17 protein-coding genes are annotated in these 18540 nt (G+C 64.9%); 4 read left to right on the top strand and 13 right to left on the bottom strand.

Translation table 11 applies throughout. The features are described 5' to 3' along the window. Positions 1–21 precede the first annotated feature (21 nt). The 11 genes from AC07UC_RS08755 to AC07UC_RS08705 form a co-directional block, all read right to left on the bottom strand. Positions 22–870, bottom strand: a complete 849-nt coding sequence (locus tag AC07UC_RS08755; protein WP_494905176.1) for an ABC transporter permease subunit — start codon at positions 868–870, stop codon at positions 22–24. Next, entirely contained in the window at positions 867–1661 is a 795-nt protein-coding gene (locus AC07UC_RS08750) for a taurine ABC transporter ATP-binding protein (RefSeq protein WP_494905174.1), read from the bottom strand. Before AC07UC_RS08750 ends, AC07UC_RS08755 begins: the two co-directional genes overlap by 4 nt. 67 nt (positions 1662–1728) lie before the next feature. Beyond that, positions 1729–2736 (bottom strand): taurine ABC transporter substrate-binding protein, encoded by a 1008-nt coding sequence (gene tauA, locus AC07UC_RS08745; RefSeq protein WP_140772515.1) that lies wholly within the window; start codon positions 2734–2736, stop codon positions 1729–1731. Positions 2737–3109: 373 nt separating this feature from the next. Continuing rightward, on the bottom strand, positions 3110–3523 hold the full coding sequence (locus tag AC07UC_RS08740) for an MBL fold metallo-hydrolase (protein ID WP_494905171.1): 414 nt from the start codon (positions 3521–3523) through the stop codon (positions 3110–3112). 306 nt (positions 3524–3829) lie between these two features. Beyond that, positions 3830–4183: a cupin domain-containing protein gene (locus tag AC07UC_RS08735; protein ID WP_056576558.1), complete on the bottom strand. Its 354-nt coding sequence runs from the start codon at positions 4181–4183 to the stop codon at positions 3830–3832. A 139-nt stretch (positions 4184–4322) separates the two neighbouring features. After that, positions 4323–5216: a sugar phosphate isomerase/epimerase family protein gene (locus tag AC07UC_RS08730; protein ID WP_494905169.1), complete on the bottom strand. Its 894-nt coding sequence runs from the start codon at positions 5214–5216 to the stop codon at positions 4323–4325. A 172-nt stretch (positions 5217–5388) separates the two neighbouring features. Further along, positions 5389–6327 carry an ABC transporter substrate-binding protein gene (locus AC07UC_RS08725; protein ID WP_140772521.1) on the bottom strand — a complete coding sequence of 313 codons (939 nt, stop codon included), beginning with the start codon at positions 6325–6327 and terminating at the stop codon, positions 5389–5391. Between the two features lie 80 nt (positions 6328–6407). After that, a complete protein-coding gene (locus AC07UC_RS08720; protein ID WP_140772523.1) occupies positions 6408–7400 on the bottom strand; it encodes an ABC transporter permease subunit in 993 nt (330 codons plus the stop codon). Beyond that, on the bottom strand, positions 7397–8941 hold the full coding sequence (locus AC07UC_RS08715) for a sugar ABC transporter ATP-binding protein (protein WP_494905166.1): 1545 nt from the start codon (positions 8939–8941) through the stop codon (positions 7397–7399). The genes AC07UC_RS08720 and AC07UC_RS08715 overlap by 4 nt, the downstream gene beginning before the upstream one ends. After that, entirely contained in the window at positions 8938–10317 is a 1380-nt protein-coding gene (locus AC07UC_RS08710) for an FGGY-family carbohydrate kinase (protein ID WP_494905164.1), read from the bottom strand. The genes AC07UC_RS08715 and AC07UC_RS08710 overlap by 4 nt, the downstream gene beginning before the upstream one ends. Then, a complete protein-coding gene (locus tag AC07UC_RS08705) occupies positions 10314–11096 on the bottom strand; it encodes a DeoR/GlpR family DNA-binding transcription regulator (protein ID WP_494905162.1) in 783 nt (260 codons plus the stop codon). Before AC07UC_RS08705 ends, AC07UC_RS08710 begins: the two co-directional genes overlap by 4 nt. Before the next feature lie 181 nt (positions 11097–11277). Between AC07UC_RS08705 and AC07UC_RS08700 the strand changes: the two genes are divergently transcribed. Genes AC07UC_RS08700 through AC07UC_RS08690 form a run of 3 tightly spaced genes read left to right on the top strand, consistent with a single transcriptional unit; the run spans position 11278 to position 14456 of the window. After that, positions 11278–12318 carry a class II aldolase/adducin family protein gene (locus AC07UC_RS08700; RefSeq protein ID WP_494905160.1) on the top strand — a complete coding sequence of 347 codons (1041 nt, stop codon included), beginning with the start codon at positions 11278–11280 and terminating at the stop codon, positions 12316–12318. Positions 12319–12333: 15 nt separating this feature from the next. Further along, positions 12334–13608, top strand: a complete 1275-nt coding sequence (locus AC07UC_RS08695; protein ID WP_494905158.1) for an FGGY-family carbohydrate kinase — start codon at positions 12334–12336, stop codon at positions 13606–13608. After that, entirely contained in the window at positions 13605–14456 is an 852-nt protein-coding gene (locus tag AC07UC_RS08690) for a TIGR01459 family HAD-type hydrolase (RefSeq protein ID WP_494905157.1), read from the top strand. Before AC07UC_RS08695 ends, AC07UC_RS08690 begins: the two co-directional genes overlap by 4 nt. On the opposite strand, the gene AC07UC_RS08685 is transcribed toward AC07UC_RS08690, so the two are convergent. Next, the gene (locus AC07UC_RS08685) at positions 14443–15453 is read right to left on the bottom strand and encodes a sugar-binding transcriptional regulator (RefSeq protein WP_494905155.1); all 1011 of its coding nucleotides are present in this window, start codon (positions 15451–15453) and stop codon (positions 14443–14445) included. The two genes, AC07UC_RS08690 and AC07UC_RS08685, sit on opposite strands and share 14 nt — an antisense overlap. 156 nt (positions 15454–15609) lie before the next feature. Here AC07UC_RS08685 and AC07UC_RS08680 point away from each other — a divergent pair, with 156 nt between their 5' ends. Beyond that, complete coding sequence (locus tag AC07UC_RS08680; protein WP_494905153.1) at positions 15610–16404, top strand: hypothetical protein; 795 nt, start codon at positions 15610–15612, stop codon at positions 16402–16404. 23 nt (positions 16405–16427) lie between these two features. Here AC07UC_RS08680 and ptsP read toward each other — a convergent pair whose 3' ends face one another. Further along, the gene (gene ptsP, locus AC07UC_RS08675) at positions 16428–18413 is read right to left on the bottom strand and encodes a phosphoenolpyruvate--protein phosphotransferase (protein WP_494905151.1); all 1986 of its coding nucleotides are present in this window, start codon (positions 18411–18413) and stop codon (positions 16428–16430) included. Between the last annotated feature and the right edge of the window lie 127 nt (positions 18414–18540).

Below are 18540 nucleotides of genomic sequence, written 5' to 3'. Positions count from 1 at the left end.
CTGTGGAATGTAGGGCAGGCGTCAGATCTTGCCCTTCCAGGGGATGAGGCGATGCTCCAGCCAGCGCATGCCGCTGGTGAAGGCGAAAGCAAGGATGGCGATGACGATGAGGCCGACGAATACGACATCGGTGGCGAGGAAATTGGCCGCCGACATGATCATGTAGCCAAGGCCCGACTGGGCCGCGATCAACTCGGCCGCGACCAGCGTCGACAGGCCAGCGCCAATGGCAATCTTCAGGCCGGTCATGATTTCCGGCAATGCGGACGGCAGGATGATGCTGGTGAACAGCTGCGGGCGGCTGGCGCCAAGCGACAGCGCGGCATTGATCCGTTCGATGGGTACGGACCTGACGCCGGCCTGTGCGGCAAAGCAGATCGGAGCAAAGGTCGACAGTGACAGGAGCACGATCTTGGAAGTCTCGCCAATGCCCAGCCAGATGATCAGCAGCGGCAGGTAGGCCAAAGGCGGCAGGCCCCAGTAGAGATCGATCGGAACGCTGAAGATGCCCTTGACCCAGCGATTGAGCCCCATCAGCAGGCCAAGCGGAATGCCAAGGAAAATACCAACGCCGAGCGCCGCGGCGATGCGGCCAAGGCTTGCCAGCGTGTGGTCAAGGAGCGTGCCGTTGGCATAACCGTCGGCCCAGACAGCGCTGAACTGGGTCAGTACCTCGGCGGGCGAAGGCAGGAACAGCGGCGAGGCCCAGCCGAAATGCGCGGCGAGGAACCACAATGCGATCAGCGCAGCCAGCGTGACCAGGCTGATGCCGAGCGTGCTTGTCGATGTGGACCGGCGCGGCCGAGCGGACCGCGCACGCTGAGTTGTCGAAGCTGGAAATGAAGTTCCCGAATTGGCGGCAAGCGTCATTGCAAGGTTCCTTTGCGGGCGCCTTCCGGCAGGTGGATGAGCGAGCGGATTTCTTGACGCAGTTCGATGAAACGTGGGTGGGACTGGATTGGCCCGATGTCGCCGGTCTCGGCGAACTCGCGCACGAAATCGGCGTCGAACCGAGCAACGATGCGGCCAGGCCGAGGCGACATCACAACGATGGTCGTGCCGAGCGTAAGGGCTTCCTCGATGGAATGGGTGATGAACAGGATCTGCTTGGCGGTCTTGGCCCAGACCGAGGCCAGAAGCTGCTGCATCGTCTCGCGCGTCAGGCTGTCGAGGGCGCCGAAAGGCTCGTCCATCAACAGTATCTTCGGATCGGTGGCCAGCGCACGCGCGATGCCGACGCGCTGGCGCATGCCGCCGGACAGTTCGTAGGGCGGCTTTTCGGCGAAATCGGCGAGCCCGACCAGTTCCAGCAGGCGTCGTGATTGCTCACGTCGGTCGCCGCGCCGCACGCCTCGGTATTTCAGGCCGAGAGCAACATTGTCCAGCACGCTGGCCCAGGGCAGCAAGGTATCCTTCTGGAACACGACGCCCCGATCGCCGCCGGGCGCGACAATCTCCTTTCCGTCCAGCGTGATCGAGCCTTCGGTTAGCGGCAGGAAGCCGGCGATCGCGTTGAGCAATGTCGACTTGCCGCATCCGGAAGCTCCGACCGCGACGACGATGGAATCCGGGGCGATGTCGAGCGAGACGTGATCGAGCGCGTGTACCTCCTGACCGTCCGAGGCTGGAAAGGTGACGCTGGCGTCGCGAATTCGAAGCATGGTGGCCTCCAGGCAGTCTGGCTGGCGGGATTTCCGCCAGCCAGAACCGAATGTCGTTCGGGGATTTCTAGTTGGAGGCCTTGGCGGCCTCCGCATATTGCGGATCGGCGGCCGCGGCGTAGCTGTCCTTGATGGTGGTGATCTTCTTCTGGTCCTTCAGGAAGCCCGCGGTGTCCTTGAGGATCTTCGCAACGGCGCTCTTGTCGCCACCACCCAGCCATTTATCCGACACCTGCTCGTCAAGCGGCGGAACGACAGTCGTCTTCAATTGCTCGGAATTCTCGGCCGCCGTGCCGCCCTGCAATTTGGCGATCGCCTTGGCGTTCTCGGAGTCCGGTCCCCAGGCGGCCGGATTGCCGAGATAGGACGTGGTGTAGCCGTCGATCAGCCGGACATACTGGCCAAGGAAGTCGGGATTGGCCTTGGCGAAATCGCCAGTCACGACCAGCGCGCTGAAGGTCGGCGCGCCACGATCGGCAACCTGGCCGGCCGTGAGCAGGACCTTGCCGTTCTTCTTGAGTTCGGAGAGTGCGGGATCCCAGACGAAGGCACCGTCGATGTCGCCGCGCTTCCAGGCCGCGACAATCTCGGGCTGTGGAATGGCGATGACCTGGGTTTCCTTCTCGGAAATGCCTTCCTGCTTGAGCACGGCGAGAAGCTGGTAGTGGTCGGTGGAGACCGGCGCAGCGGCGAGCTTCTTGCCCCGCAGGTCGGCCGGGGTCTTGATCTCGGGCCGGACAACCAGGGCTTCGCCGTCACGAGAGACCGACGAGATGTAGAACGCCTTCACGTCGATGCCCTTGCTGACGGCAGCGGCGAACGGGCTCGATCCGACATCCCCGATCTGGACGTCGCCGGACGCGATGGCGGCAAAGATGTCGGCGCCTGAGTTGAAGCGGCGGAACTCAATGTCCCAACCGGTCTTCTTGGCAAGATCACCATTGGCGATGCCGAGATTGTAGGGGTTGGCACCGGTCTGGTAGGCGATGACGACTTTCTTGTCGGCGGCGTGCGCTGCAGCGGAAATGGCTGCCAGGGCAAACCCGACAAGGGTGGCGGAAATCAGTTTTCGCATGGCATTCAGTCCTTTTGAACAGAGGGCAAACCCCTCGATTGCCCGCCCTGGCCAAGAGCGTCGGACTAAATTCCACTTAACTTATAGACTTAGATAGAAATGAAATTCTGAAATGCGGCTCGCCTTTGAAAAAGAAGCAGGCCCCGACATCGGGTTTGTCGCGCGTGGCGACTGTCGAGCCAAATGTGGTTGCCTGGACCGCACAATTGGCGTCGGCCGGTATCCACGTCCATTTCGTCACGAACCCGAAGCCGGGACCGCGCGGATGGTACATTCTCGACGGAAGGCGATGATTGGCTCCTTCAGCGCGCCAATGGACAGCTGTCGCTTCAAGTCATCGCGCCACAACCTTTTTCGACCGGGGACCGGAAACCTACTGCGGCTTGTCGCTCGGCGCCCATTTGAAGTGATCGCCGTCTTTCTCGATATAGCCGACACCTGGGAAGGGGAAATGTGGCGCAAAGATCATTTCGTGGTCCTTGGCCAGTGTCGCCAAAGTCTTGGCCCGGTTGTGCTCCGCCTCCGGCTTGTCGCCGTCGAAGGCCACCGCCCAGTCGGGCTTGGCAAGCGAGAGGATCGAACTGTGCACGGTATCGCCGATATCGAAAAGCCGTTCTTTTCCGGATTTGATCTGATAGCCGACATGGCCTGGCGTATGGCCCTTGAGCGCTACCGAGGTGATGCCGGGGGCCACCTCGGCGCCGGCCTTGAACGGTTTCACGTGATCGGCGATCACCTTGACGATATCGGCCACTGCCTTGTTGGACTTGGCAAAATTCCACTCCACGTCCGACATCCGTATCGTGGCGTTGGGGAAAGCGAGTTGCTAGCGGATATAGGTCTCAAGCATGCTCCGGCAACGCCAGTCCGTTGCCGATGCCCGTTTTCCTGGGACGAGTTCACGAAGCTGGCGCACAAGCCGTCCTCAACGCCGCCCTTGGCGATGGCGTAGTCGAGGTAGGCATCGTCCTCTTCCGTACGGATCATGCGACGGCGAGGCGTCCGCATTTCCAAGCGAGGCAAGCCGGCAAGGAAAAGCCCGTCATGGTTCGCCATGGCGGGCCTCACATGCTGCAGCTTCGATCAGGCTGGCTCAGCCAACCCTGACCACGAAATGCTTGGTCACCGGCTCGATGATCTTCCAGGTTCCCTTGAAATCGGCTTCCACGACGAACGCGTCGCCGGGACCCACTTCGACAGGCGTGCCGCCGTCCGGTGTGATGATGATGCGGCCGGCGATCATGTGCACGAACTCGTAGTCGGTGTAGGTCGCGTGATAGGTGCCGGGCGACGCCCGCCAGGTTCCCGATATGACCTTGCCGTCCGCGGTCGTGTGCTGGACAGCGGTTTGCATGGTCGGCTGCCCCTCGACCGCGATCCAGCCAGGCAGGTCGCCGGCTTCCGCGTGTTCGACGGGGCCGAATTTGAGGATCGTCTTGTTCGTCATGCCGGGCTCCTTTTGCTTCATCTGTCCGAGAGGTCGGATAGCCGATGCGCATGACGGGAGCAATGCAAATACCAGGAGAACCAGCGGCGCTTCCGCATCAGGCAACCCAGCTAGGGACGTCCCGCTGCCCGCTCCCGCGCTACGGCTTGTGCCGGGCCGAGACGAGTTCGGCCTTGCGGCGCGCCGTTTCCAGCCCGAGACCGATGAAGGCGCGCGCATGCTTTGCGAGCGCCATATTGTCGGTCCACAGATTGCGCCAGATCGCGGTTTTCTTCGACAGGTTCTCATCCACGATCTCCGAGGAGAAGGATTCGAAGCTGAGATCGTCGGCGTAGCCGATTGCCGTCAGCGCATCGAAAATCCCTGCGAAGTCGATGTTGCCGGTGCCCAGGAAGCCGCGATGGCTTTCGCCGATATGGACATAACCGATCTTGGCCGCGGCATGGCGGATGGCCAGCCCGACATCGGCCTCCTCGATGTTCATGTGGAACGTGTCGAGATGCAGGAAGATGTTGTCCGAACTGGTGTCCTCGATGAAGGCCAACCCTTGCGCGGCGGTGTTGAGCAGATTGCTTTCGAAGCGGTTGACGATCTCGAGATTGAGCGTGACGCCGGCCGCCTTCGCCGTCTCGGCGACCTTGGCCAGCGTTGTCGCACTGCGGTTCCATTGGTCGCGCGTCGGCGCTTCGGCCTGCAAGCCGTGGCTGGCCGACAGAATGCCGGCGACCTTGCTGCCGCCAAGGTCGCGCGTCAGCGCGATGGTCTCGTGGAGGATTTCGACGCCACGCGCGGCAACCGCCTTGTCGGCGCTCGATATGTCGCCGTCACCGGGCAATCCGATGCTGATCGCCACGCCAAGGCCGAGATCGGCGATACGTTTGGCAAGCCCGCCAATGTCGACATCGGCGGGATCGAGATAGGAGAATTCGATCAGGTCGAAGCCCGCCTCCCTGGTGTTGGCCAGCGTGCGCTCGAGTTCGCTCTGCGCCGAGCTTGCCGACCAGACGAAAGAATGGATTCCGATGCGCGACATGATCGTCTCCGGGTTAGAGCAATTCCAGGAAAAGTGTGAGCGGTTCTCCCACAGGAATTGCGTTAAAACAAAGAGATAGAGCGGTTCGCCGTTTCCGTGAAACGGTGAAACGCTCTAGCGGCGATGAGGAAGGCGCGGCCGGATCAACCCGGCCGCGCTTGTGTCGGACTGATCAGCGGGCCGCGGTCCAGCCCTTGTAGTCCTTCAGGTTCTCGGCGGTGATCAGCTTGGGATCGAGCAGCACGGTTGCCTCCGCCGGCTTCTTGCCGGCGAGCAGCTCCGCCGCCATCGTCAGCGACTGGCCGGCCATCACATAGGGGTCCTGCGAGGCCGAGGCCTTGATCATCGAGGTGCCGGAAGAGAGCTCCTTCTCGATATCGGGCGCGCCGTCGACCGCGGTGATGATGAACTCGGAGCGGTTGAGCTGCTTGGCGGCGAGTTGCGCGCCGATCGCGGTCGGATCGTTGATGGCGAACACCGCGTCGATCTTGTCGAAACGGGTGAGCAGCGACTGGAACACCTTCAGGCCGCCGTCGCGCGAACCTTCGGCGTTCTGGTCGTCCGAGAGGATCTTGATGTCGGGATGCTGCGAAAGCACGTTCTTGCAGCCCTTGACCCGCTCCAGGATCGACGACGACGCCGGGCCGTTGAGGATGACGTAGTCACCCTTGCCGCCGGTGTGGTCGACCAGGTACTGGCAGGCTTCCTCGCCAGCCTTGACGTTGTTGGTCATCACGGTGACGTCGGCGCCCGGCGCCGAAACGTCGAAGGCGGCAACGATGATGCCGGCGGCCTGTGCCTTCTTCACCGCCGGTGCGATCGCCTTGGCGTCGACAGCGTTGAGCATGATCACGTCGACGCCGGCGGCGATGAAGGAATCGACCTGCGAGACCTGCTTGTTGAGGTCATAGTCGGCCGAAACCGACGTCACCTCGACCTTCGGGTTGATCTTCTTGGCCGCGTCCTCGATGCCCTTGATGGTGGCGACGAAGAAGGGGTTGCCGAGCAGGCCGACCGAGATGCCGACCTTGTTGAGGTCCTTGGCCGATGCCGGCGCGATGGCGACAGCCGCGAATGCGGCGCCGCAGAGCAGTTTGGCGATGGTCTTCATTACGCTTACTTCCTCCAATTGCCCCGCGCCTCTCACGGTGCGTTACACAAGCCGGCCTTTGATGCCGGCGACCAGGTCACTCACGTTCTCGCCCCTGCCTGGAGCCGGTAGCGGTCGAGGGCGACCGCCACGATGATGACCAATCCCTTGATGATGTACTGCCAGATGTCCGAAACGCCGGCCAAGATGAGCCCGTTGGAGAGCACCGCGATGATCAGGCCGCCGATCAGCGTGCCCCAGATCGAGCCGACGCCGCCGACGAAGCTGGTGCCGCCCAGGATGACCGCGGCGATGGCATCGAGTTCGTAGGACTGGCCGAGCTGCAGGCCGTTGGCGGCGTAGAGCCTTGCCGCCGACATGGCGCCGCCCAGCCCGGCGAGCAGGCCCGAAACGCCATAGACGAACAGCAGCACCAGCGGCACCTTGATGCCGGTCAGCCGCGCCGCCTCGGCATTGCCGCCGACGGCATAGATCCAGGTGCCGAGCACCGTGCGCTTGAGCACCAGCCAGGACAGCACGACGACCGACAATGCGATGACGACCAGCCAGGGAATGCCGAACAGCGAGCCGTTGCCGATGAAGTCGAACGGCAGGTCGGAGTTGAACACGGTCGTATCCTGCCCGAGCAGGCGGGCAATGCCGCGCACGGCCGTCAGCGAACCCAGCGTGACGATAAAGGGGGGTAGCCTGATATAGGCGACGAGCAGTCCGTTGATGAGGCCAAAGCCGAGGCCGGCCAGGATGGCCGCCGGCACGCCGAGCAGACCCCAGTCAGGCACCAATGACACCAGCACCGCCACCATCGCCGCGGCGGCGAGGATGGAGCCGACCGACAGGTCGATGCCGCCGGTCAGGATGACGAAGGTCATTCCGGCCGCCAGCACGATGTTGATCGACGATTGCTGCGTGACGATGAGCAGGTTGGTTTCGGTGAGGAAGCGGGGGTTGATGAACTGGAAGCCGGCCGCCAGCAGCACCAGCACCGGCAGCATGCCAAGTGCGGCGAAGGCGGTGCGCAGCCGGCGGCTCCTGACCGCGGCCTGATCCACGCTCGTCGTCGTTCTGTCGGTCATTCCTGGGCCGCTCCCGTCGCAAGTTCCATGATCGCTTCCTGACGAAGCGGCTCGCCCCCGGATGCAGTCACCTCGCCCGCTATGGTGCCGTCGCGCATCACCAGCACGCGGTCGGCGACGCCGATCACCTCGGGCAATTCGCTGGAGATCATCAGGATGGCGATGCCTTTGTTGGCGAGATTGTCGATCAGCCGGTAGATTTCCGACTTGGCGCCGACATCGACGCCCCGGGTCGGCTCGTCGAGGATGACGACCTTCGGCTCGGTCTCCAGCAGCCGGGCGAGCAGCACCTTCTGCTGGTTGCCGCCCGACAGCGAGCCCGCATTGGCCTGCGCCGAACGGGTACGGATCGACAGGTCGGTAATCGCTTTTGCCGCACGCCTATCGGCGGCGCTGAAATCGCGGAATCCGGCGGCCCGCGCGTCCCTGGCCAGCACGCCCATGTTGATGTTGTCGGAAATCGACATGTCGAGGAACAGGCCGAATTCCTTGCGGTCCTCGGTGAGGTAGGCGATGCCGGCATCGAGCGCCTCGCGCGGCGAGCCGATGGAGATCGGTTTGCCCTCGAGCTCCACCGTACCCGATATGCGTTTGTCGGCGCCGAAGATCAGCCGGGCGAGTTCGGTGCGGCCGGAACCGACAAGACCCGCCAGGGCCAGCACCTCGCCCTTGTGCAGGTCGAACGAACAGTTCTTCAACAGCCGCCCGTCGGACATGCCGTGCACCGAGAGAGCGACGGCGCGCTTCTCGTCCGGTGGGCGATGATCCTTCTTGTAGAAGGCGGAGAGATCGCGTCCGACCATCATCGACACAAGTCGCGAAGCGTTGAGGTCGGCGCGCTCCAGCGTGCCGACATAGCCGCTGTCGCGCAGCACGCTGACGCGATCGGCGAGCTGGTAGACCTCTTCCATGCGGTGGCTGATGTAGATGATGGCGATGCCTTGCGATTTCAGCGTCGCGATCACCTCGAACAGGCTGTCGGTCTCGCGCGAGGTCAGCGACGTGGTCGGCTCGTCCATGACGATGATGCGCGCATTGGTCGATAGCGCACGCGCAATCTCGACCAGTTGGCGCTCGCCGAGCGACAGGCTGGAGACCAGGGCGCGCGCCGAGAAGGAGACGCCGAGCCGCGCGATGATTTCGTTCGCGCGCCGGCTGCACTGGTCACGGTCGACGATGCCGAAGCGCCGCGGTTCGTTGCCGAGGAAGATGTTCTGCGCCACCGTCAGGTTGGGCGCCAGCGACAGCTCCTGATAGATCACCGCGATACCCGCGGCGCGCGCCTTGATCGGATCGCCGGTCGCGGCTGGCGCGCCATCGATCAGGATCTCGCCGCCGGGATCCGGCCGATAGGCGCCCGACAGCACTTTCATCAGCGTCGACTTGCCGGCGCCGTTTTCGCCCATCAGCGCGTGCAGCTCGCCGGCGTGGACGGTGAGCGAGACATCGTGCAGGGCGCGGATCGCGCCGAAAGTCTTGGAGATGTGGCGCATCTCCAGCACTGGGTGACTGCTTGCGTGTTTCTGTGCCGGCACGCTCATCGTGCACCACCCGCTGCCTTGACGGCGGCGCCCTGCGCGGCAATGCGATCGCGCCAGGCGTCGCGATAGCCGGCGAGGCCGCCGAAGCGCGCCGCATGCACCGGCTCTGGCGCCTCGGCGGCGAATTCGCGCCCAACGCTCTCGAAGGCGAGCGCCGCAGCCCCCGTGGCACTGCCTTCCAGCGAGGCGCCCTGCAGGAAGGCCTGGCCGGGACGCAATTGCGCAATGAGCCCGGCAAGCAGGCCGCCGGCGTTCAGCCCGCCATCGACGATGACGGTGTTTTGCGAATGGATGAGGTCAAGGCAGAGATCGACCATCAGCGCCACATAGAGCAGAGCGGCCGCGGCGCGTTCTCCGGCATCGGGCATGCGCCCGACCAGCCGGCCTGCACTGCCCGGCATCGGCCCGCCCGGCGCGAAGCTCGGCAGCGCCATGATGCCGGCGTCGATCGCTTGCTGGATCGAGCCATGCGGGATCGCGCCTTGCCAGCCGTCGCTGATGAAGGCGAATTCGCGGCCGCCCATGAAGCGGATGGTCGGCACCGGACCGCCGTCGACATCGACATTGACCAGCATGTCGCGCTCGCGGTCGAGCGCATCCAGCGGACAGTCGGGATTGAGCACGATGACCCAGGTGCCGGTCGACACGACGGTCAGCGGGCCAAGGTCCTGCCGGCGATAGGCATGCAGCGCCGCATTCGAGTCGTGAACGCCATTGTGGATGGCGATCGGCCGCGCCGCGCCCGCAAGGCGCCGCTCGCCGATGACCGTGCCGGCGCGCTCAAAGGCCGGCATCCGGCCGCGCCACCCCTGGGCATCGACCAGTGAGGAGAAATCGCGCTTGCGCGGCGCCCACAAATGCGAATGGCAACCGAGATAGGACACTTCGCAGGCTGCCCGGCCGCCCAGGCGCCAGCTCCAGTATTGCGGATAGCCGAGGATCGATTTCGCCGCCGCGAACGCATCGGGATCGACCTCCTGCAGCCACAGCATGTGACGACCATAGTTGAAGCCGAGCGGCAGGCGGGGCGAGAACGTCTCGGAGAAGTCCGGGATGCTGCGATCGATCCGCGCGGCGATTTCGGCCGGCGGTTCCTGCTCGTAGTCGAGGATTGGATGCGTCAGCGCCGCATCATCGACGAGAGCAAAGGTGCAGCCATGGCCGGACACCATCACCCCTTCCACGCCATGGTTTTCGACCGCGTCCGCGACGGCACCGAGTGCCCAATCATGGAGCTCGGCCTCGGCGAGCACGCTGAATCCGTCCTTGCGCGTCCATTTCGGCTGGGTCCGGCGCTCGTCGAGAATGCGTCCGTCCTGGCCGAAGACGAACAGCTTCGAATTGGTCTTGCCGAAATCGAGCACCGCCAGCCTCATGGGATCGCCCCCGAAGTGGAGGCAATCCGCACCATGACCCCGGCATCTTCCAGCATGCGCGCATCGGCATCGGAGAGCCCGTCATCGGTCACCAGCGTGCCGATGCGCGACAGGGGCAGCGCGACATTGCGCGCATGGATCGACAGTTTGCGGCTGTCGGCCAGCACCACGATCTGGTCGGAGCAGAGGCTGAGGTCGACGATGGAGCGCACCAGCAGCGGGTGCGATTCCAGCACCCCTTCCTGGTTGAGACCTTGCGCGCCGAGAAAGAATTTCGATGCGTAGAAGGGCGCTGCCTGGGTCAGGGAATGGATGATGCCGGGCTCGCGATGCAGGTCACCACCTGCAACAGTCAGGCTGCAATGGCCGTGGTCGCTGAGATAGGCCGCCAGCGGCATCGAATTGGTGTAGAGGCGGATGTTGCGGTCGGCGAGCTTGACCCCGAGGTGGAAGCAAGTCGAGCCGCCATGGACTATGACGGCGTCGCCATCGCGCACCATGGTCGCCGCTACAGCCGCGATCTGCCGCTTGGCCTCGACGGCAAGGTCACGGTTTTCGTCATAGGGCCTGGCATAGGCAATGCCCGCCTGCGAGGCGCCATCGAGCGCCGAGATGCCGCCATAGACCTTGCGCGCCTCACCGGCCTCGTCGATCCGGTCGATGTCGCGCCTGACCGTTGCAGCCGAAACGCCAAGCCGCTCCTGCAGCTCGCGCACTGAGGCAAACGGGCGATCCCGCAGCAGTTCGACGATCTGACGCTGGCGGCCGGAGTCGCTCAACTTTTTCCTCCCAATGCCATTTTCCCATGGCAATTGGCGCAACTTACTCAACATTAGTGAGATTGCAAGCCAGTTTTGATGATAGTAGATCACGGTTGACGTAAGTCGCTCGCATCTGCGATATCAGCGCCAACAGCGGCCCGGGCGACGGGATTTCGTGCAGCGTGGAAGGAATGGCGCCATGGCAACCCAAGCTGACGCGCAGGAGCTGGCGGCCTTGCGGGCACTTTCAGCCGGCATTGGGCTGGACGCGCATATGACCCAGGCGGCGGGCGGCAACACCTCGCTCAAGGCCGGCGACACGCTTTGGATCAAGGCGTCCGGCACCTGGCTGAAGGATGCGCTCACCGACGACATCATGGTGCCGGTGGCGATGGCGCCGCTGCTCAAGGCGGTCGAGGAGCGCGACCCGGCCGCCGACAAGCCGCAGGGCTTCGCCATTGCGGCGCTCAATCCGCGCGGCCTGCGCCCATCGATCGAGACCACGGTGCACGCTTTGATGCCGCAGCGCGTGGTTTTGCATGTCCACTGCGTCGACACGATCTCGCTTGCCGTGCAGGCCGATGGCGAAGCTGAGGTCGCCAAGCGGCTGGGGGGCATCGAATGGGCCTACGTGCCCTATTTCCGGCCGGGCCTGCCGCTTGCCCGCGGCATTGCCGAGAAGCTGCGGCCTGGCGTCGACGTACTGATCCTCGGCAATCACGGGCTGGTCGTCGCCGCCGAAACCGTCGCCGAGGCGGATCGTCTGCTCCACCGCGTCCGGTCGCTGCTGGCGCGCCCGGCGCGCGCGACCATCGCACCCGACATCGCGGCCCTGACCGCGCTTGCCGGCGAAGGCGTCTACCGATTGCCGGCCGATGTCGAAGCCCATGCCGCCGCGCTCGATCCGGAAAGCCGCCGCATGGCCGGGGCCGGCAGCCTCTATCCCGACCATGTCATCTTCCTCGGCCAGGGTTCGGTCGTGGCGAGGCCCGGCGAAGACGCCGCGGGTGTCACCGCGCGGCTTGGCGCGGCACCCGTTGCGATCCTGTTTCCCGATGCCGGCGTGCTGATGCGCGGCGACGCCAGCGCCGGCGCGGACGCCATGCAGCGCTGCCTGGCCGACGTGACGGCACGCGTCGATGTCGCGGCCCGATTGAGCTATCTCACCGCCGCCGAGAATGACGAACTGGTCAATTGGGACGCTGAGCAGTATCGCCAGAAGCTGAATGCCGCCGGCTAGCAAAGGACTGAAGACATGATGCCACTTGTCATCGGCATCGATATCGGCACGTCGGGCGCGCGCGCTGTCGCGATGCGCCCGGACTTTTCGATTGCCGGCCAGTCCGCCGTCCGGCTCGACAGATTCGGCCAGGATCCCCGCGCCGCCTCGGCATGGTGGCAAGCGGTCCAGGCGGCTCTGGCGGAACTGCTTTCGGGCATCGACCGCGCCGCGGTCCGCGCCATCGCCGTCGACGGCACGTCGGGTACACTGCTGCCGGTCGACGCCGCGGGGCAGCCGCTGGCCGAGCCGCTGATGTACAACGACAAGGTCGCCGAAGGGGATATACTGGCCGCGATCGCCCGCGAGGCGCCGGACGCAAGCGCCGCCCACGGCGCGACCTCCGGCCTCGCCAAGGCGTTGCGGTTCCAGCATCTGCCCGATATCGCGGCCGTGCTGCACCAGGCCGACTGGATTGCCGGAAATCTCTCCGGCCGCTTCGATGTCAGCGACGAGAACAATGCCCTGAAGACAGGCTATGATGTCGAGGCCCGCCGCTGGCCGGACTGGATCGCGGCCACCGGCATGCGCATGGACTTGCTGCCTGATGTCGTCGAGCCGGGCGACGTCACCGGCTCGCTCACCGCGGCCGCCGCGGAACTGTTCGGTTTGTCGCGCAATGTGGTCGTGGTCGCCGGCACCACCGATGGCTGCGCCTCTTTCCTGGCGACGGGCGCCACGGCGGCCGGCGACGGCGTCACGGCGCTGGGATCCTCGCTGACCATCAAGATCCTGTCCGACCGGCCGATCTCGGCGCCACGCTTCGGCATCTACAGCCATCGCTTCGGCGATACTTGGCTGGCCGGCGGTGCATCGAATTCCGGCGGCAAGGTATTGGCTCAGCATTTTCCACTGGCGCGGATCATCGAGCTCAGCGCGGCAATCGATCCCGCGACCGAGACCGGCCTCGACTACTACCCGCTCAGCGTAGCAGGCGAGCGGTTCCCGATCGCCGATCCGACCCTGCCGCCGCGCCTTGCCCCGAGGCCGGCTGACGACACCGACTATCTCAAGGCGATGTTGGAAGGCATGGCCGCGATCGAGGCACTCGGCTATCGCAGATTGGCCGAACTTGGCGCGCCGGCGCTGACATCGGTCAGGAGCGTGGGAGGCGGTGCCGCAAATCCGGCCTGGACTGCCATCCGGCGGCGCAAGCTCGGCGTCGACTTCCTGCCCGCGCTTTCCGACGAGGCCGCCGCCGGCACCGCGCGGCTGGCGCTGAGGGGTGCAAGCAAGGCAGGACTCATATGAGCGCGAAAGCAATCGAGCGACTCGACGGTATCGGACCGCTGGCTGGCCGCTACCAGGTTTTCCTGCTCGACCAGTTCGGCGTGCTGCATGACGGCCAGGCCCCCTATCCAGGCGCGGTAGAGGCATTGTCGGCGCTGAAGCGTGCCGGCAAGACGGTGGTGCTGATTTCCAACTCCGGCAAGCGCGCCAGGCCCAATGAGGATCGCCTGCTGAAGCTCGGCTTCGCCGCCGGAAGCTGGGACCATTTCGTGTCTTCCGGCGAGGTGGCGTGGCGGTCCTTCAATGACATGGCGGCATCGGGAAGGTTGCGCCCGGAGACAAAGTGCCTGCTGATCAGCCGCGACGACGACCGCACCGCGGTCGAAGGCCTGCCCTTTGTGCTGACGCAGGCAGGCGAAGACGCCGAACTGGTGCTGATCTCGGCCAGCGAGGGCGACCGCCATGACCTCGACCATTATCGCCGGCTGCTTGCCCCGGCGGCGGCCCGCGAGGTACCCTGCTTCTGCACCAATCCCGACCGGATCATGCTTACGGCGGTCGGACCCCGTTTCGGCGCGGGCGAGATCGCCGATCTCTACGAGGAGCTCGGCGGCAGCGTCACCCGCATCGGCAAGCCCTATCCGGCGATTTTCGACGCGGCCCTGGCACTGGCCGGCGAGCCCGATCGCGCCAGCGTGGTCTGCGTTGGCGACAGCGTCGAGCATGATATTGCGGGCGGAAACGGTTCCGGCATCGCCACGGCACTGGTTCTCAGCGGGATACTGGCGGACACACCGGATCTTGCCGCCGTTTTCGACGAGCAGCAGGCCTGGCCCGATTACATTACCGGGTCCTTCAGCTTGCGCTGACCGCCTCGAGCATGCGCCTTGCGCTCTCCTCGTCGGTGATCAGGATCGTCGGCGCGATCAGGTTCATGGCGCCGAGCAGGGCCTCGATCTTCTCCTCGCCGCCGGAGGTCAGGATGCGGATCGGCGCCTTGCGCAGGCGGTCGACATCCACCGACATCACCAGGCTGTTGATCGGATGGTCGACCAGATCGCCATTGCGGTCGAAGAAATGGAACAGAAGGTCGCCGACCGCGCCGCGCGAGACCAGCGCCTCGCGCTCCGCCTCCTTGAGGAAGCCGCCCCGATAGAAGGTCGTCGCCGAGGCAATGCCGCCGATCGACAGCAGCACGGCGTCGAGCGTGTCGGCCATCTCGAAGATTTCCTGCAGGCCGCAGCGCTCCACCAGCGCGATCTTGGTCTCGACGCTGTCGACAACGGCCGGTGTCGGAATGAGATAGCCGTCACCCTGGAAGACTTGGGCGAACCGCCAGGCGAACTCCGCCGGATTGTAGCGACGCGCGACGCCAACGCCGCCCAGCAGCGAGATCACCTTGAAGTCCGAGAGCGACCTGGCGCTGATGAACGGCAGGCTCGAGAACAACGTCCGGCCCCAGCCGACGCCGACGCGCATGCCGGATTTCATCGTATCGGACAGGAAGATCCCGGTCTTGGCGCTGATCGCGGGGATCGGGTCGGCATTAGGCGCGGTGAGCGGCGCCACCAGCGCCTGCTGCAGGCCGAACGTCCGCTCCAGCGCGCGCTCCAGCCGCACGATCTCCGACAATTCGCTCTCGATGGTGATCTTCACCTCGTTGCGCGAACGCGCCTCCGCCAGCATGCGCACGATGGTGACGCGGCCGACGCCAAGCACGTCGGCGATCTCGTTCTGCGTCATCTGCTCGACGAAATACATCCAGGCGGCCCGAATCCTCAGACGATCCGTCCGGCTTTCGCTGACGACCTGTTCGGTCGCTTCGGCTCCCGCCCGACCTTCGTCGATTTGTCGTCGCCTGGCCAAATCATCCCTCCCCCGCGGTAACGGATGCGCGCGCCGTCACCGATTCTGCATGCTGGTCTAGTATCGCCTATTGATCTACCAATCGATAGGAACAATGTAGAGTTGGTGGCCGCCCCTTGCTGGCGGCAATCCACGGCACTTTCGAGGCAAACCGCGATGCTCCGACAAATCTCCGAAGACGTCCGCGTCAACCTGAAGGACCGGTTGCGGGAAGTCCGAGACATCATCAGGCAGAGCCGCCATGATGGCGGCGGCGACGCCAGCGTCCTGCGCGAGGCGACCAGCCATCTGCCGCCGTTTCCGGGCAAGGGCATCGAAGGCTTGCTCAGCCACGCCGCCAGCGCCGTCGACGAGGCGCTGTCGATCGCCGAGTCCTTTGTCCCGCATGAGCGTCCGATCAAGGTGGACGGCACGACCGTGAAGGGCCTTGGCACCTATTTCCCGGCCGGAAACGAAGAGCGGCAGTTGAGTGCCGAGCGCCTGTTCCGGCGCGACATGTACTATCTGGCCAAGGCGGTGCTTGCCGGGCTCAAGGTCGAAAACGCCCGCATCCACGAAGCCGATTTCGCAGCCGCTCACGCCGCCATGCGCAAACGCCACGCTGATCTGTTGGCGGCCCTGGCCGCGCCGGGTGCCGGGCTGCCGGCAATCGCGGCCACCTGCGCGGCGTTGCTGGTCGAGTTGCTCGGCCAGCGTCCGGTCCGCTTTGGCGACGCCGCGCCGGAAATGGCGGGGGAGCGGGCCCTCGACATAAGCTGCCTGGCGCCGGTCGTTCTGGCCTGCGGCCTGGCGACCACCGGCCGCGACGGCGCGCCGGAGCCGGACATGCTGGAGATAGCGATCCTGGCGGTCGATATCCGTCATGACCGCATCCTGCAGGCCTGCGCCAAGGCAAGCCCGGTCGATGAGCTGACGCCTGTCTTCGCCACCTTGCTTGCGCATTTGCCGTAGGCCCCAGCAGCGCTTTAGGAAACCTATTCCCCGGCTATCATGGCCGTGATCGTCTTCTTGGCGCGCTGGATCGAGGCCGGGCTCATCGAAAGCTCGGTCAGCCCCATCTTCACGAAGGCCGGGATCAGGTCCGGTCGCCCGGCCGCCTCGCCGCACATGCCGACCATGATGCCGGCGGCGACGCCGGCTTTTGCCGTCAGCTCGATCGCCGACATGACCGCCGGATTGGTGACGTCGTTGAGCTTGGCCACGGTCGGGTTCAGCCGGTCGGCGGCCATGATGTACTGGGTCAGGTCGTTGGTGCCGATCGAGAAGAAGGCCACTTCCTTGGCCAGAGCCGGGGCGATCAGCACGGCGGCCGGGGTCTCGATCATCACGCCGAGATCGAACGTCGCATGCGGCACGCCTTCGGCCTTGAGTTCGGCGGCGCATTCATCGACCAGTGCGCGGGTGCGCGTGACTTCGGAAATATCGGACACCATCGGCAACATCACCTTGATGTTGCCATGCACGGCCGCTCTGAGCAGCGCCCTGAGCTGACGCTTGAAGATGTCGGGCCGGTCGAGGCACATGCGGATGCCGCGCCAGCCGAGAAAGGGGTTTTCCTCGTCGGGAAACTCGATGCCGGCGATCGGCTTGTCGCCGCCGATGTCGAGCGTGCGCACGATGACCGGATAGGGCTCGAAGGCCTTGGCCAGCGCCATATAGGTCTCGGCCTGCATGTCCTCGGAGGGCAGGTGCATGTGGCGCATGAACAGAAGCTCGGTGCGGAACAGGCCGACGCCCATGGCTCCGGCCTCCTGCGCTGCTTCGATTTCCTCGAGTGAACCGATATTGGCCGCGACCTCGATGACCCTGCCGTCGGCGCGCTTCGGCGTCACCGTCTTGAAGGCGGTCAGGCCGGCACGCTCGTTCGCCGCCGCTTCGACACGGCCGGCGAAATCGGCACGCGTCGCCTCGTCGGGGTCGATGATCACATGGCCGGTGTTACCGTCGAGCGCCACGTCGTGCGCCGTGCGCAAGGCATTGATCTGGTCGCCGAGACCCAGCACCGCCGGAATGCCGTGCGAGCGGGCAATGATGGCGATGTGCGAGGTGGCGCCGCCATGGCCGCAAATCACCCCGCCTATGCGTTTCAGCGGCGCGCGCGCCAGGTCCCAGGCGCCGATGTCGTCGGCGATCAGGATGGCGCCTTGCGGAATGTTTTCGAGGCTGACGTCATCCTGCCCAAGCAGGACGAGGCAGATCTGCCGCCCTACGGCATGGACGTCATCAGCGCGCGCATTCAGATAGTGATCGTCGACTGCGCTGAAATCGGCGGCGATGGCGGACGCGGCGGTGATGACGGCCGAGACCGCGTCGTTGCCGCCCTTGATCGCCTTCTCGGCCTCCCCGGTCAGGCTGTCATCGGCGGCGATATCCCTGAGTGCCGCGACGATGCCTCGGTCTCCGGCCGACAGGCTGTCCTGCGCCAAGGCCCGGTCCATTCGCGCCTGGACGGCGGCGACAGCAGCGCGGAACCTGTCGATCTCGCCGGCGATCTCTTCAGCCTGCAGCGTGCGGCCCTGCCCGGTAATATCAGGCGGGAAATGCGCGAAAGCCGGCCCGATCGCGACACCCTCGCTTGCCGCGACACCGCGCAAGCCATTCGCTTCGCCGGATGCGGCGGGCGCAGATTCGGCCGCTGGTGCGGCTGCCGCTTCCGGCCCGGCATCATTGGCCGGGCTCTGCGGCCCCGCTTCATCGTCGAGACCAGCCTTGGGGTTTTCGAGATAGCCGATCAGCGCTTCGATGGCCTCGATGGCATCCGCGCCGTTCGCCCGAACGGTGACTTCCTGGTTTTCCTTGACCGCCAGCAGCATCAGTTTGACCGAGCTCTTGGCGCTGACCGCCTTGCCGTCCTTGACCAGTTCGACATCGGATTCGAAACCCTTGGCGAGCTTGACGAACCGCGTGGCGGGACGGGCGTGCAAACCTTCGTGCACTCTGACGATGGTCGAGCGTTCCATGGCAAATACTCTGCTTTCCTAGAGCTATTTCGCCATTTCATCGAAACGGCGAAATCTCTCTAACTCCTTGTTTTTACGCAATTCCGGACGGAAAACCGTTTCACATTTTTCCTGGAATTGCTCTTGG

It is taken from the genome of Mesorhizobium sp. GW821-FHT04C10 (assembly GCF_059420305.1).
The sequence above is the reverse complement of the archived record's forward strand: the minus strand, read 5'-3'. Positions and strand labels throughout refer to the sequence as shown.

Excerpts from the sequence above, each read along its gene's own strand:
- AC07UC_RS08695 (WP_494905158.1), top strand. The coding sequence starts at position 12,334 with ATGATGCCACTTGTCATCGGCATCGATATCGGCACGTCGGGCGCGCGC.
- AC07UC_RS08715 (WP_494905166.1), bottom strand. The coding sequence starts at position 8,941 with ATGAGCGTGCCGGCACAGAAACACGCAAGCAGTCACCCAGTGCTGGAG.
- AC07UC_RS08690 (WP_494905157.1), top strand. The coding sequence starts at position 13,605 with ATGAGCGCGAAAGCAATCGAGCGACTCGACGGTATCGGACCGCTGGCT.
- AC07UC_RS08755 (WP_494905176.1), bottom strand. The coding sequence starts at position 870 with ATGACGCTTGCCGCCAATTCGGGAACTTCATTTCCAGCTTCGACAACT.
- AC07UC_RS08720 (WP_140772523.1), bottom strand. The coding sequence starts at position 7,400 with ATGACCGACAGAACGACGACGAGCGTGGATCAGGCCGCGGTCAGGAGC.
- AC07UC_RS08725 (WP_140772521.1), bottom strand. The coding sequence starts at position 6,327 with ATGAAGACCATCGCCAAACTGCTCTGCGGCGCCGCATTCGCGGCTGTC.
- AC07UC_RS08735 (WP_056576558.1), bottom strand. The coding sequence starts at position 4,183 with ATGACGAACAAGACGATCCTCAAATTCGGCCCCGTCGAACACGCGGAA.
- ptsP (WP_494905151.1), bottom strand. The coding sequence starts at position 18,413 with ATGGAACGCTCGACCATCGTCAGAGTGCACGAAGGTTTGCACGCCCGT.
- AC07UC_RS08680 (WP_494905153.1), top strand. The coding sequence starts at position 15,610 with ATGCTCCGACAAATCTCCGAAGACGTCCGCGTCAACCTGAAGGACCGG.
- AC07UC_RS08750 (WP_494905174.1), bottom strand. The coding sequence starts at position 1,661 with ATGCTTCGAATTCGCGACGCCAGCGTCACCTTTCCAGCCTCGGACGGT.
- AC07UC_RS08700 (WP_494905160.1), top strand. The coding sequence starts at position 11,278 with ATGGCAACCCAAGCTGACGCGCAGGAGCTGGCGGCCTTGCGGGCACTT.
- tauA (WP_140772515.1), bottom strand. The coding sequence starts at position 2,736 with ATGCGAAAACTGATTTCCGCCACCCTTGTCGGGTTTGCCCTGGCAGCC.
- AC07UC_RS08710 (WP_494905164.1), bottom strand. The coding sequence starts at position 10,317 with ATGAGGCTGGCGGTGCTCGATTTCGGCAAGACCAATTCGAAGCTGTTC.
- AC07UC_RS08730 (WP_494905169.1), bottom strand. The coding sequence starts at position 5,216 with ATGTCGCGCATCGGAATCCATTCTTTCGTCTGGTCGGCAAGCTCGGCG.